Annotated in this window: 12 protein-coding genes and 1 pseudogene; 1 reads left to right on the top strand and 12 read right to left on the bottom strand. The window is 41.7% G+C overall.

Annotated elements, in window-relative coordinates; all coding sequences use genetic code 11:
• Positions 1–85: 85 nt before the first annotated feature.
• The 11 genes and pseudogenes from AC25Y5_RS18275 to AC25Y5_RS18225 form a co-directional block, all read right to left on the bottom strand.
• Positions 86–2,125 carry a catalase gene (locus AC25Y5_RS18275; RefSeq protein ID WP_488141535.1) on the bottom strand — a complete coding sequence of 680 codons (2,040 nt, stop codon included), beginning with the start codon at positions 2,123–2,125 and terminating at the stop codon, positions 86–88.
• Positions 2,126–2,209: 84 nt separating this feature from the next.
• Positions 2,210–2,572, bottom strand: coding sequence for a fluoride efflux transporter FluC (locus tag AC25Y5_RS18270; RefSeq protein WP_488141534.1), 363 nt, complete (start codon positions 2,570–2,572; stop codon positions 2,210–2,212).
• Complete coding sequence (locus tag AC25Y5_RS18265; RefSeq protein WP_488141533.1) at positions 2,569–2,946, bottom strand: fluoride efflux transporter FluC; 378 nt, start codon at positions 2,944–2,946, stop codon at positions 2,569–2,571. Before AC25Y5_RS18265 ends, AC25Y5_RS18270 begins: the two co-directional genes overlap by 4 nt.
• Positions 2,943–5,099 carry an ATP-dependent helicase gene (locus AC25Y5_RS18260; protein WP_488141532.1) on the bottom strand — a complete coding sequence of 719 codons (2,157 nt, stop codon included), beginning with the start codon at positions 5,097–5,099 and terminating at the stop codon, positions 2,943–2,945. The genes AC25Y5_RS18265 and AC25Y5_RS18260 overlap by 4 nt, the downstream gene beginning before the upstream one ends.
• Before the next feature lie 126 nt (positions 5,100–5,225).
• Positions 5,226–5,414 carry a hypothetical protein gene (locus tag AC25Y5_RS18255; protein WP_488141531.1) on the bottom strand — a complete coding sequence of 63 codons (189 nt, stop codon included), beginning with the start codon at positions 5,412–5,414 and terminating at the stop codon, positions 5,226–5,228.
• Between the two features lie 63 nt (positions 5,415–5,477).
• Positions 5,478–6,023 (bottom strand): annotated as a pseudogene (locus tag AC25Y5_RS18250) (GNAT family N-acetyltransferase).
• Positions 6,020–6,604, bottom strand: a complete 585-nt coding sequence (locus AC25Y5_RS18245) for an AAA family ATPase (protein ID WP_488141530.1) — start codon at positions 6,602–6,604, stop codon at positions 6,020–6,022. The pseudogene AC25Y5_RS18250 and the gene AC25Y5_RS18245 overlap by 4 nt, the downstream one beginning before the upstream one ends.
• On the bottom strand, positions 6,604–7,131 hold the full coding sequence (gene lepB, locus AC25Y5_RS18240) for a signal peptidase I (protein WP_488141529.1): 528 nt from the start codon (positions 7,129–7,131) through the stop codon (positions 6,604–6,606). Before lepB ends, AC25Y5_RS18245 begins: the two co-directional genes overlap by 1 nt.
• Before the next feature lie 182 nt (positions 7,132–7,313).
• On the bottom strand, positions 7,314–9,314 hold the full coding sequence (locus AC25Y5_RS18235) for a methyl-accepting chemotaxis protein (RefSeq protein ID WP_488141528.1): 2,001 nt from the start codon (positions 9,312–9,314) through the stop codon (positions 7,314–7,316).
• 162 nt (positions 9,315–9,476) lie between these two features.
• A complete protein-coding gene (locus AC25Y5_RS18230) occupies positions 9,477–10,103 on the bottom strand; it encodes a histidine phosphatase family protein (protein WP_488141527.1) in 627 nt (208 codons plus the stop codon).
• Positions 10,100–10,894 (bottom strand): alpha/beta hydrolase, encoded by a 795-nt coding sequence (locus tag AC25Y5_RS18225; protein ID WP_488141526.1) that lies wholly within the window; start codon positions 10,892–10,894, stop codon positions 10,100–10,102. Before AC25Y5_RS18225 ends, AC25Y5_RS18230 begins: the two co-directional genes overlap by 4 nt.
• A gap of 114 nt (positions 10,895–11,008) precedes the next feature.
• Here AC25Y5_RS18225 and AC25Y5_RS18220 point away from each other — a divergent pair, with 114 nt between their 5' ends.
• Positions 11,009–11,521, top strand: coding sequence for a gamma carbonic anhydrase (locus AC25Y5_RS18220; protein ID WP_488141525.1), 513 nt, complete (start codon positions 11,009–11,011; stop codon positions 11,519–11,521).
• A 106-nt stretch (positions 11,522–11,627) separates the two neighbouring features.
• Here the strand turns inward: AC25Y5_RS18220 and metK are convergent, their stop codons facing one another.
• Positions 11,628–12,824: a methionine adenosyltransferase gene (metK, locus tag AC25Y5_RS18215; RefSeq protein WP_488141524.1), complete on the bottom strand. Its 1,197-nt coding sequence runs from the start codon at positions 12,822–12,824 to the stop codon at positions 11,628–11,630.
• Between the last annotated feature and the right edge of the window lie 4 nt (positions 12,825–12,828).

The raw sequence follows: 12,828 nt of genomic DNA, 5'->3' as shown, positions 1-12,828 counted from the left end.
TTAAATTGTATGGATACCCCAACAAATATTATAGAACCATTAAAACAGCCGCTATATGAATAGCGACTGCTTCACTTTTACTCCATCAATAAATTTTACGTTCCCAATGCCTGTGTGCAGCGACCGCCGCGATGAACTCGCTGTTGAAATCTGCTACTCCTGCCAGAACGATACCTGGACCTTCTTCAGCATCTGACGCCTCGAAAAATGGCCTACCGGTTGTGGCGATACCAATCGGTTTATAATGCTGAAAAGCTTCATTGATAAAATTGACGATATCTTTCTTAAGTTTTCTTGGATTGTCCGCCTCGCCTCCGACGACGTATAGTCCATCATACAAAACGGAATGGACAGTGAGGAAAGTCTCTGTCACTTCAACCGCCAATTTATCTTCACCATAAACCAAACCGAACTTCTCTCCGACGATATCCACAGTCATCCCTGCATCCAAACAGGCTTTGACAACCGTTTCAACCTCGCCTCCATTGAATTTTTCACCAATGAGAAGGGCGATTTTACGTGTAGCCGGTAATTTAGTCGTTAGTTCCTGGCTTAGAGCTGGTGACGATTCAGTGACATCCGATTCCACGCCCTCGGGATGATTGACGCCCACCGCTTCAGCAATAGCGGTTGCCAATCCTTTATCAACATTGACAAACATTTCTACAACTTGCTGTTTGATACTCTTATCTTTCACTTTACCAACTTCAAAACTAAATGCATCGACGATGTGCTTTTTTTCGGGCAATGTCATACTGTTCCAGAAAAGACGTGCTTGTGAGAAGTGATCACTGAACGATTCACTGCGCGCTTGAATTTTACGTCCCTCTACTTTCTCCTGGTAATGAACGAAACCGCCTTCATCCTCAGTGGAAGTCGTCGGTGTATTGTCTGCCAAAGAGTTTTTATGATAACTGACCTGCCCCACATTAATTGTCTGCCTGCTATAGCCATCACGTTGATTGTTATGGATTGGACACACTGGACGGTTAATCGGCAACTCATGGAAATTCGGTCCGCCGAGGCGGATGAGCTGCGTATCCGTATAAGAAAATAAGCGGCCCTGCAACATAGGATCATTTGAAAAATCGATTCCCGGCACGATATTTCCCGGATGGAATGCAACTTGTTCCGTTTCGGCAAATACATTATCGACATTGCGGTTCAATGTCATCTTCCCGATAATCTTGACGGGCACTCTCTCTTCGGGCCATAGCTTGGTCGGATCCAGGATATCAAAATCGAACATGAATTCATCTTTTTCCTCAATCAATTGGACGCCAAATTCAAACTCGACGAAGTCTCCATTTTCAATGGACTCCCAAAGGTCTCGGCGATGGAAATCTGGATCTTTCCCGCTAATTTTCTGCGCTTCATCCCATACGAGGGAGTGAACGCCAAGTTTTGGTTTCCAGTGGAATTTAACAAAATGCGCTTTTCCTTCAGCATTCACCAATCGATATGTATTCACCCCGAATCCTTCCATCATCCTGAAACTCCGCGGAATCGCACGATCGGACATATGCCACATGATCATATGTGCGGATTCCTGATTGCTTACGATGAAATCCCAAAACGTATCGTGTGCAGAAGCCGCCTGTGGCATTTCGTTATGGGGTTCTGGTTTGACTGCATGGATGAGATCTGGAAATTTAATGGCATCCTGGATGAAGAACACCGGTATATTATTACCGACTAAGTCATAATTCCCTTCTTCGGTATAAAATTTCACTGCAAACCCGCGTACATCCCGTACCGTTTCTGCCGAACCTTTGCTTCCAGCAACGGTGGAAAACCGTGTGAATAACGGTGTTTTCGAACCCGGCTCCTGAAGAAATGCAGCTTTCGTATAGTCTTTCATCGATTCATATAATTCAAATTCACCGTGGGCCGCGTAACCTCTTGCATGCACGACTCTTTCAGGAATACGTTCATGGTCAAAATGGGTCATCTTCTCACGGAAATGGAAGTCCTCCATCAATGTAGGACCGCGCAATCCCACTTTCAGAGAATGTTCGTCCTCTGATACTTTAAGTCCTTGGTTCGTCGTCATCTTTTTGCCCGCATCTAGTGAACGAAAAGTCTCCAACTGTTTATTCTTATCATCATTGTGGTTGTTGTCCATTGTCGTTTCCTCCATTCGGAATTTTAGTAGTCTTCTACTTTCTACTACTCTATTCCCCAATAGACTTAACTCAAACGGGTAAAATTAGTAAACGCTACTTCCTGCCGAGTAGCCTAGAAATGCTAGGCCGATTCCCGAAATGTATATAATAAGCAAGTATAGTACCGCATTCCTTTTCCTGTCTAGTTTCCACATGTTGAGTAACTCTTTATTCATCGTAGAAAATGTCGTCAATGCCCCTGCAAAACCAGAGGCAAACAGTAATGTCGCCCATAAAGGCAATTCCAGTCCGAAAACAATACCAATCAACAGCGAACCAGCCAGGTTAACAAGCAATGTCCCTGCTGGAAATCCATCCTGCTTATTCATCTTTACTGAAATGGAATACCGGGCGGCAGCTCCGAAAAACCCTCCGATACCAATCATTAATAATTCTATGAATGTCATGAACGTACCCTCTTCCTGCCTATACAAAAGCCTAGAGCCCCGGCAGAAAGTCCTCCGATTACACTACAGATGATATACAGTCCAGCCAATATAATTTGGCCTTCTTCCACAAGTAAAACCGTCTCAATACTTATAGCTGAAAACGTTGTGAATGAACCAAGAAAACCCGTTGTCACAATATCTTGCAAATCCTCATGCATTGCCAGTCTACGAACAGCGCCTGAAACAATGAAACATAACAACAACGTTCCGATACTATTTACGGCTAGCGTTGAATAGGGAAAGCCCGAATCAGTTGAAATGACATTGCTAATTGCCACCCGCATGATTGCTCCTGAAGCTCCGGCTAAACCGAACCACAACAGCTTTTTCATGTGGCAACTTTCTCAAGAAGCCTTAGAGATATCACAGTATCAAGGTCAAGCCTTTTCTCTGTTTCACCGAATTGAATATGGATTTCTTCACCCTCACGACGGATGATTTCACCATATCCGAAGACTCTGTGCTTAACCGCTATTCCGACTTTGAGTTCATCACTATCCTGTATACCGTCAGGGTTAAGTTCAATCTCTGCTTTTGTAATTTTCAAAGGTTTCTGGTCTTTTTTCGCTTCTCCCGGTTTCAATAGGAGGCTCCGTACTTCATTCAGAAACCTTGAATCTTCTTTTGGTTTTCCTTCGTCCTGCCCGTATGAAAGCAATTCAAGACGATTTTTAGCACGTGTCATGCCGACATAGAACAGCCTACGCGCTTCCTCAAGCATTGCCCCGTCCCCTTCGTCCTCCTCTGATGGGATAATACCTTTTAGTAAATCAATCATGAATACACGTCTGAACTCAAGCCCTTTTGCGCTATGAAACGTTGATAATGTCACTGCATTTTCTGGGGCATTGAATTTGGCATTTTGTACAGCTTGTTCTAGTTCTTTCAAACGCGTTGCAAATTCCACCATCGTTCGGAGTTGTGATGCAATTCCTTCAAGCGTATCCAAAATGCGTAGGAGACTATCGAATCGGTATCCGAATTTTTCAGCCCTACTTTTTAGTCCTGCCTCATAACCAAAATCGTTGCGAATTAGCTGAATCACTCGTTCAGGGCGCATGTCAGGAATCACAGCATAACCTTTTTTATAGTCTACTAACTTTTTAACTTGGCTGTCTTTCAACTCAACCGTTTGAATAAATGCATCAAATACATTCCCCGTTGTTTCGGTATTTTCAAACGTAGTAAGCATGTTTCGTGAGATAAATAAATTCATTTTCATAATGATTTTTGCGAACACATCTTTCCGTTCCACATTAAAACTAAGACGCATGAAGTTCAGAATATCTTCAACAATCCAATGCGAGAAAAATTTATCGTCTGCATCCTTCATATAAAATGGAATCCCCCGCCTGTGCAACTCGCTTACGAACATCGTCGACGATGAGTTATTTCTGAACAATATGGCGATCTCATTCAAATTCTTTTCACCCAGCAGTTCGTACGTCACGTATTCCAACTGCTGTTTCGGGTTGTTCAGTTGTTTAATATAAATGGGTCCTAACTTGTCGTTTTCAGTGTGCATTTCTTTTGGATAGCGTGTTTTATTGCGTTTTATGAACTTCGATGACATCTCCACTATCTCTTTTGACGAACGGTAGTTGCGCTCCATCATCAGCACTTGGGCGTCCGGATAGACACGTTTAAAATCCAGCAGATAATCCGGCTCAGCGCCCCGCCACGTATAGATCGACTGGTCATCATCTGCAACAACACAAAGATTGCCATGATGCGCAACCAGATGCTCAACAATCTTGTGCTGAACAAGGGATGTATCTTGGCTCTCATCTGTCAGAAGGTAATCATAAAGGTTTCGAAAATGTTCACTTAGCTCTTCGTCTTCCCGAAGTGCCTGTTCTGCAGTCGTCAGCATATCGTCGAAATCCAAAAGTAAGTGACCCTTTGTACGCATCTTATATTGTTCATACTTCTTTGCAATACGGCCCGCCTTTTCGACAGGTCCTTTTAGATCGTCCCATTTCCCAATAGGAATTAGCCGGTTTTTAATGGAACTGATGAATGTGGAAAGTGAGGCCAATTCGTCATCGGTGCAATCCTCTTTTAATACTTCTTTATAAATCCCTTTTAATAAAAAAGTTTTGTTGACTGACTGACGTCCTTTACCGCTTCCTTCAATCAGTTCATAAGTTGTACCTATTTTTTCTAAATACGTACGTGCAATGTTGAATGCCAAACTATGTATTGTCGAAAAGTCGACTCTGGAACTCAGTGGGAAAAACCGTGTAAAACGCTCTGTCATATCGCGCGCAGATGCCCGGCTGAATGTAATCGCTTTTATGCGTTTTGGGTTAATCTTCTTTTCTTCAATCAAATAGCCAATGCGCATAATCATCGTCGTCGTTTTCCCAGAACCCGGGCATGCCAATAGAAGAAGCGGGCCTTCCGTCTGCATGACCGCTTTCTTCTGTACGGCGTTCAAATCTATATTTAGTTCTTTCTTTTTTCGTTCAAAAAAGTCATTCATGGTATGTAACTCCTTTTACTTCAGCTGTACTTAATTTACCATAAGAATGCTTAATTGTAGAGGAATCCAGTGCTATATAAACAAAAGGCCTTTGCACAATGAATGTGCAAAGGCCTTTTGTTTATCTTAAAATCCGCCCGTTTCGAGTCGGTCATTTTTCAAATCCTTTTTTCCTTCTCCGCCGCCTGTGTACTCAGTCGAAGCGACTTCGTTTGTATGACGCTCTTCATCTGAAAATTCTTTGCCAGTCATTTCAGTTTGGTTCAAGCCCCCCGTCTTTTTATCGGACATCGGCTTTTTTTCGTCTTGTGGCAATGTTCTTCACTCCTCTTTTCGAGATTCGTCAGTAAAAATATACCCTCATCGGAGTGTTCTTATTCATTTAACAGACCCATCGGTATGAATTCGAGAAAACATTAGCGCATCGTGCGAATGCCCATTTTGAAATAAATAACTACGCAACTTCCCTTCTTCTATGAACCCATTTTTCTTCAAAAGTCCGATAGATGCATCGTTTGCTAGAAATGTAACTGCGCCTATCCTATGAAGGCCGAGTTCTGTGAATGAATAATGCAGAACTTCTAGCAGTGCCTCAGACGTAATGCCGCATCTCCAAAAATCTGGATGTATTTCGAATCCTACTTCGGCTTTTTTCATACCTAGTGCTAAATTATTTAATCCAATTGTGCCCACGAACTGATTTTTGTCTTACATCATAATTGCCCAGCGGATTCCTTTTCTAGTTTCAAAATTGGTCTTAAAATGCTGTATAATTTTGTCTGCCTGAGCCTGCTCGTACATCAAGTCCATTCCATAATACTTAATAATTTCTGGATTTGAAAAAATCTCAAATAGCGCTTGTGCATGATCTCGCGTGACTTCCGTCAATAGAAGGCGTGAGGTTTTTAAAAGTGGAAATGTCATTTGAAACTCCCTTTCACGTTGTATCGAATTTCATCTGCTAGCGTATGCGGATTACACATTTGTAAATACACTTCTTCGGCAGGAAAATACCGTCTTTCATACTTTAACTTTATTTCTTCCGTACTACCGATATATGTATCCCTTTCCAAGACTCGCTTTAATCTCTTCTCTCTATCCACATCTAGATAGATGACCTTATTAAAGTACAGTCTCAGTTCCGGACGCTGTAAGAAAACACCTTCAATGATAACAGTAGTTCCTGCCGGTACTTCAACTTGCCTTAGCACATAGCTGTCCGTTTCTTTGTCATAAAACTCAAGCGTATCATTTAAACTGCAACCACTTTTTAATGGTTGCAGTAATTTTCGCATTAAATAATCGTACCGCCATTGCAAATGATAATAACAATACCACTCTTCGTAATTCTCATTATATCTGTCTTCCTTTTTTCGAATGAAGTCATCAAGGTGAAAGACCATTGAACCTTCTAACTGTTGCTGCAATGTTAGAGCATACGTAGTTTTCCCTGATCCACTACCACCGTCAATTCCAAGGATGAAAGAATGATTGGATTGATGCATCACTTAGGAACTCCGATTTCTTGGAATGGATAGAACCTGAATTTCACTGAACCCACAACCGACTTTTCATCAATGAAGCCAATGATTCTGCTATCTGTACTGTTTCTCCGATTATCGCCGAGGACATACAAATAACCTTCCGGCACTTCTACCTTCAAATCCTGCGTTAATTTTTGTCCTTTGAAAATATTTTCTTTCATGTCTCGGAGATAGACCTCTTCATATTCTTCACCGTTTATGTAAAGTACGTCGTCTTTCATGACAACTACGTCGCCCGGCAGACCGATTACTCGCTTGATGAAATCATCGTCAGAATTGGGAGCATGAAAAACAATCGTGTCAAAGCGATCAATCTTATATACCTTTGAAATGACGACTTTATTATCATTTTCAAAAGTTGGCTGCATCGATTGACCGGAAACAACTACCGGTGTAAAGAGAAATTGTCGTACGGAAATTGCAATAATGAAGACTATTGCTAATGATTGAATCCATGAAATAAGATCTCTTTTTTCTCCTTCTTTCATCTCATACCCTCCAACTCTTATCGTTGTTTTATTTCCATACAAAACGAGACTACTCTCTTCTCAACTACCTATGCTCTATATTCTATTCTTAATCCATTTTTCCTGCTAAACGTCAAAGTTCTTTTCTAAATTGATAAAGCACTGTCCGAAGACAGTGCTTAGTTCAGTTATGAATGCTATTTTCAGATTTTGAAATGACTGATTGCTTTATAAAGGTCGTCACTTAACTCCGACAAAGTGTCCGCGGCTTGTGCCACCTCTTGGATTGCTCGAAGCTGTTCGTCTGTCGACGCACTAATCTCTTCACTTGCAGCCGCTGTTTCTTCAGCGGTTGCCGCCATTGTTTCAATTGTCTGCATGACCATTTCTTTATGCTCAACTACCTTATTGACCTCATCGTAGACACTACTAATTGACTGCTCTAACTTATTCATCAGTTCGGATATATCACCGAACGTCACTTGTGTAGCTTCTACCACTTTACCTTGTTCCTCGAATGTCGCTCCCGTTTCTCTCATTTGCATGGAAACTTGACGAGAACCATTTTGAAGCTCCATAACAGTTGCTTTCACTTCCTCTGTAGCACGAGCAGATTGTTCTGCAAGTTTACGCACTTCATTCGCTACCACAGCAAAGCCTTTACCATGTTCGCCCGCCCGTGCGGCTTCAATGCTCGCATTAAGTGCCAGCAAGTTCGTCTGCGTAGAAATTTGAGTAATCGTTTCCATCACTACTCCGATTGCTCCGACTTTTGTTTCCAATTCACCAACGACATCCGCCATCGACTGTAGGTTGTTCTTCCAGCCATCGAACGATGATTGTAGTTGATTGACTTGACTAAGTCCGCTCTTATTGACTACCTCGGCTTCCTTGGCAATCCCCGTCATAATGCTGGCTTTTTCTTGAATTTCAACGATTTGATTACCTAAGTGGTCGACCGTTTTTGTAACGTCTTCAGAATCATGCGCAGACTTTGTTGCACCAGACGCAATATCATCAATCGCTCCAGCCATCTGCTCACTTACGGCATTCGTCTCTTCCGCGGATGCACTTAAGCTTTCTGCAGCGAGACGAACTTCATTGACGGAGCTGTTAACGAGCGTAATTAAATCTCGAATTTTAGAACCCATTGTATTAAAATTGGTTGCCAGTTGACCAAATTCATCTTTCGAGTTCACTTCGGCATGTGCATTTAAATCCCCATCAGCCATTTTGTCCATTGCCGATTGTAACGTATAAAGAGGTCTGATAAGCCGTGATATAAGTATCCACAAAACAACAATGACGGCCAATTCAGTAATAAGCGCTATGATTAAAATTAGATTGCGCGCCTCAGTTATGGATCCTTTTATGGCACCTACATCATAAACCGTTCCAATTTTCCAGTCAAAACCATCCACTGTCTCATAAACGCCAATCTTTTTTCTACCATTTTCAGTAAACTCGATTACTCCGTCTGTTTTCCCATCTGTATACAGTGAGGCAACATGTTTCTCTTCGATGCTGCTCTCTCCTTGCGTAACAGGATGAACGACAGCTACGCCTGTTGCATCATAAATGAACTGATAACCATCGAAGCCAGGATCCGTTTTGCCGATTCTGTCAGATAGAGATGTTAATAGAAGATCGACCCCAATTGCTCCGACAAATTCGCCATCTTTCATTATTCCTTTTGTTACCGTTATGACGTAGCCGCCCGTAAATGCGTCAATATAAGGATCTGTCCAAATGACTTCGTTAGGACTTTTCTTTGCCAATTGATACCATCCTCGTGAAGTCGGGTCATATCCTTCCGGCGGAGGAGTGTCCCCAGAAAGTTTTGTATGTTTATTTTCAAATCCAAAAAAGATTGCTTCAGTTTCAGATAAATTATTTCGATAAGTTAGGAAAGCAACATCTATCCCTTTGTCTAGCGTAGCCGTTACATTTTCTTTTCCAGTTTGTGTATCGATATAATCAATAACGTTACTGTTTTCTGACACCATTCCTAAAGCATATTCATATTGCATCAGAAAGTTATGTATTGAATAATTCATTTCTTTAATAGTGACTTGACTGTTATTCAATACATTTGCGGTAGCATTTTTCTCCATCTGCGTACTGACAACGCCATAAATGAATAAAACCGAAACAAAAAATAGTAAAAAAACGCCAGCTACAATTTTTGTGCGAATTGATTTCATCCTATTTCCCCTTTTCATTATTCCTTTTAGTTCAAGTATAGTCTAAAAGACTCTAAGACTGAAGCATTATTTTATTATTTGATCTATTCCAGAATTGCATCGCCTCAACGGTTCAGATAGTATTTTTCCTCAAAAAAAATAACGCCATTAGCTGGCGCTTTGTTAATCAACCATTTGTAAATGCTTCGTACAATTAAATAATTCGCACATGTTTCTTTCTTCTCGAAGCTCAATGATTGTAAGTGAAGTATTTTCAAGATTATCTCTCAAGTCTTTATGGGGAACTAGTTCGTTGATCAAACGGCCGAGAAATCCACCGTGACTAACAACTAGGATTCTTTTTCCAGGATATGCCGCGTTCATTTCCTTAACAAATTCCAAACCGCGTGAGACAATTTCCTCTTGCGGTTCGAACCCTAGTTCAAGCTTTCTCCACGAATGACCCCATTTTGCAACGCGCTCTGTTTCCGTCATTCCTTCAATTAAGCCACCCCCTGATTCACGCAGACGGTTGTCAGCTATCAGAGGAATTCCAATACTACTTTCAGCAATGATTTCTGCTGTTTTTGCTGCCCGCATTAAGGGACTTGTGTAAATGAAATCCCATTGTTCGCTCGAAAGCCTTTTTGCCACTCGGTTAGCCATTTCAATTCCTTCTTCGTCAAGCGGGATATCAGTACTCCCTTGAGCACGTCCTTCTTTATTCCACGTAGTGACTCCATGCCTCACAAATCCAAAAGTCGTAATATTAAACACCCCTTTGCTAGAAAAATTTACTGCTGTTCTCACACGACGTATCCAACAGATCTCAGTACATTATTCATAAATGACTCCGTATATAAGTAAACTTCTTCTCGTTCTGGTTCCTGATAAATATCATGGTACAAATGCTTCCATTGCTTGTACTGTAATTCAGATAGATTTTGCCTAATGAGCCACTTCTTCACAGTGGAGGTATCCGTAATTTTATCTTCCTCTGCAATGTGCATTAAAACTGGAGTATCATGCATGTTTCCTTCGTGCTGTACCACCAATTTCATGAATGCCTGTAACTCTTTGTACCAAGATACCGTGCTTTCAGTGCCATAATTCTCATCTGACCGTATTTCTTCATATAACTCACTGTTACGAGTCAACATTTCAACATCGATTTCATGATCCAGCTTAGTAGAAGATGAAAGTTTAGTCAGTACGTTCGAAAATTTCGGCGGTTGGTGACGCAGCGCCAACCAAGGCGAGCTGAATACAACTCCTGCACACTCAATTTTCTTTCTTTGCAAAAGACGCATGACGAACGTCGCACCCATTCCATGTCCTATAATAAAAAAAGGTAGATTATCACCGAGACCGACCTCTATTAACTTTTCCACATATTTAGTGTATGTATCAACCTGTTCGTTGTGGATTTTCCCTTGACTTTCTACTCCGTGTCCAGGTAAATCACCTGCCACGACATGGAAACCACTATTACGAAGCTTCTGAATTAGCCAAGCATTTCTACTATGATGTTCGTACACATTATGAACGATCGCCACGACAGCTTTAGGCTGTCCTTCCGCTTCCCATTTCCACACGGTCATCTTCCCCTTACCTATTACATTATTTTCTTTCTATTGTTTAACTCTTAACCTTCTATAAAATCCTAATCTTTGTTACGATAATTATACACTACATAAAGAAATGAGGAGAGTTGAATGATTTATCCCTACAAAGATAAAACACCCGTAATCGATCCATCCGTATTCATTGCAGATTATACAACAATTTCTGGAGATGTAACAATTGGTGCCGAATCGTCAATCTGGTTCAATACTGTGATTCGCGGTGATGTCTCAGCTACAATTATTGGACGTAAAGTGAACGTGCAAGACTTGTGCTGCCTACATCAAAGCCCACACTCTCCACTAATCCTTGAGGACGAAGTGTCGATTGGACACCAAGTTACTCTACATAGCTGCACAGTAAGAAAAGGAGCGCTGATTGGCATGGGCTCCATCATTCTAGATGGGGCTGAAATCGGCGAGGGGGCATTTATTGGAGCGGGCAGTCTAGTACCGCCCGGTAAGAAGATTCCACCGAATATGTTAGCACTCGGTTCACCGGCAAAAGTTGTTCGAGAACTGAATGAAGACGACCGTGCAGATATGGAAAGAATTGTTCGTGAATACGCGGAAAAAGGGCAATATTATAAGAGTCTACAAAAGTGATGTATTGCCGCCATTGATTGGCGGCTTTTTTTATTGAAGGATAATAACACACGATAAAAAATGCCGGAAGCTAAGGATGAGTCCTTGCTTCCGGCATTTTCAATAATTATTTCCCTGTTAATTCTTTCAATGTTGCAGCTTTATCCGTTTGTTCCCATGGCAGATCAACATCCGTGCGGCCGAAGTGACCATACGCTGCCGTCTGCTTGTAGATAGGACGACGGAGATTAAGCATTTTAATGATACCTGCTGGACGAAGGTCAAAGAGTTCACGTGTCAGTTCCACGAGTTTACTCTCCTCAACGGTACCTGTTCCGAATGTATCAATGGAAATCGATACAGGTTGAGCTACACCGATTGCATAAGCCAACTGGACTTCACAGCGGTCTGCAAGTTCTGCTGCAACGATGTTTTTTGCAACATAACGAGCCGCGTATGAAGCTGAGCGGTCCACTTTTGTAGGATCTTTCCCCGAAAATGCCCCACCGCCATGACGTGCATAACCGCCATACGTATCAACAATGATTTTACGGCCAGTCAGACCCGCATCTCCTTGAGGTCCACCTATTACAAATCGGCCAGTCGGATTGATGTAGTACTTTGTTTCTCCATCAATTAAATTAGTTGGTACAACTGGATTAATAACGAATTCCTTAATATCACTTTGAATCTGCTCAAGTGTCACTTCAGGATGATGTTGTGCTGAAATAACAATCGTATCAATTCTAACCGGTATATTATTTTCATCATATTCTACAGTCACTTGCGTTTTCCCATCCGGTCTTAGGTACGAAAGTGTTTCATCTTTACGTACTTGTGCAAGTTTAAAGGATAGTTTATGGGCTAAGCTGATTGGTAATGGCATCAGTTCTGGTGTCTCATTACAAGCATAACCAAACATCAAACCTTGGTCGCCTGCTCCAATATCTTCAAGTTCGTCATCTGTCATTAATCCTTCACGCGCTTCAAGTGCTTGGTCAACACCCGCAGCAATATCGGCTGATTGTTCATCGATCGCAGTGAGAACTGCAGACGTTTCCCAATCAAATCCGTATTTCGCTCGAACGTAACCAATTCCTTTAACAGTTTCGCGCACAACTTTTGGAATATCGACATATGTAGTCGTCGTGATTTCACCTGCTACGAGTACCAGTCCTGTAGTGATTGTCGTTTCACATGCTACGCGTGCATTTGGATCTTCCTCCAAAATAGCATCAAGGATAGCATCTGAAATTTGGTCGCACATTTTGTCTGGATGTCCTTCAGTTACCGATTCTGAAGTAAACAGTCGGCGGTTAGTCATGTCT

Source organism: Sporosarcina sp. Y1011 (assembly GCF_057669885.1).
Note: the sequence above shows the minus strand (reverse complement) of the source record. Positions and strands in the feature narration are given on the sequence as shown.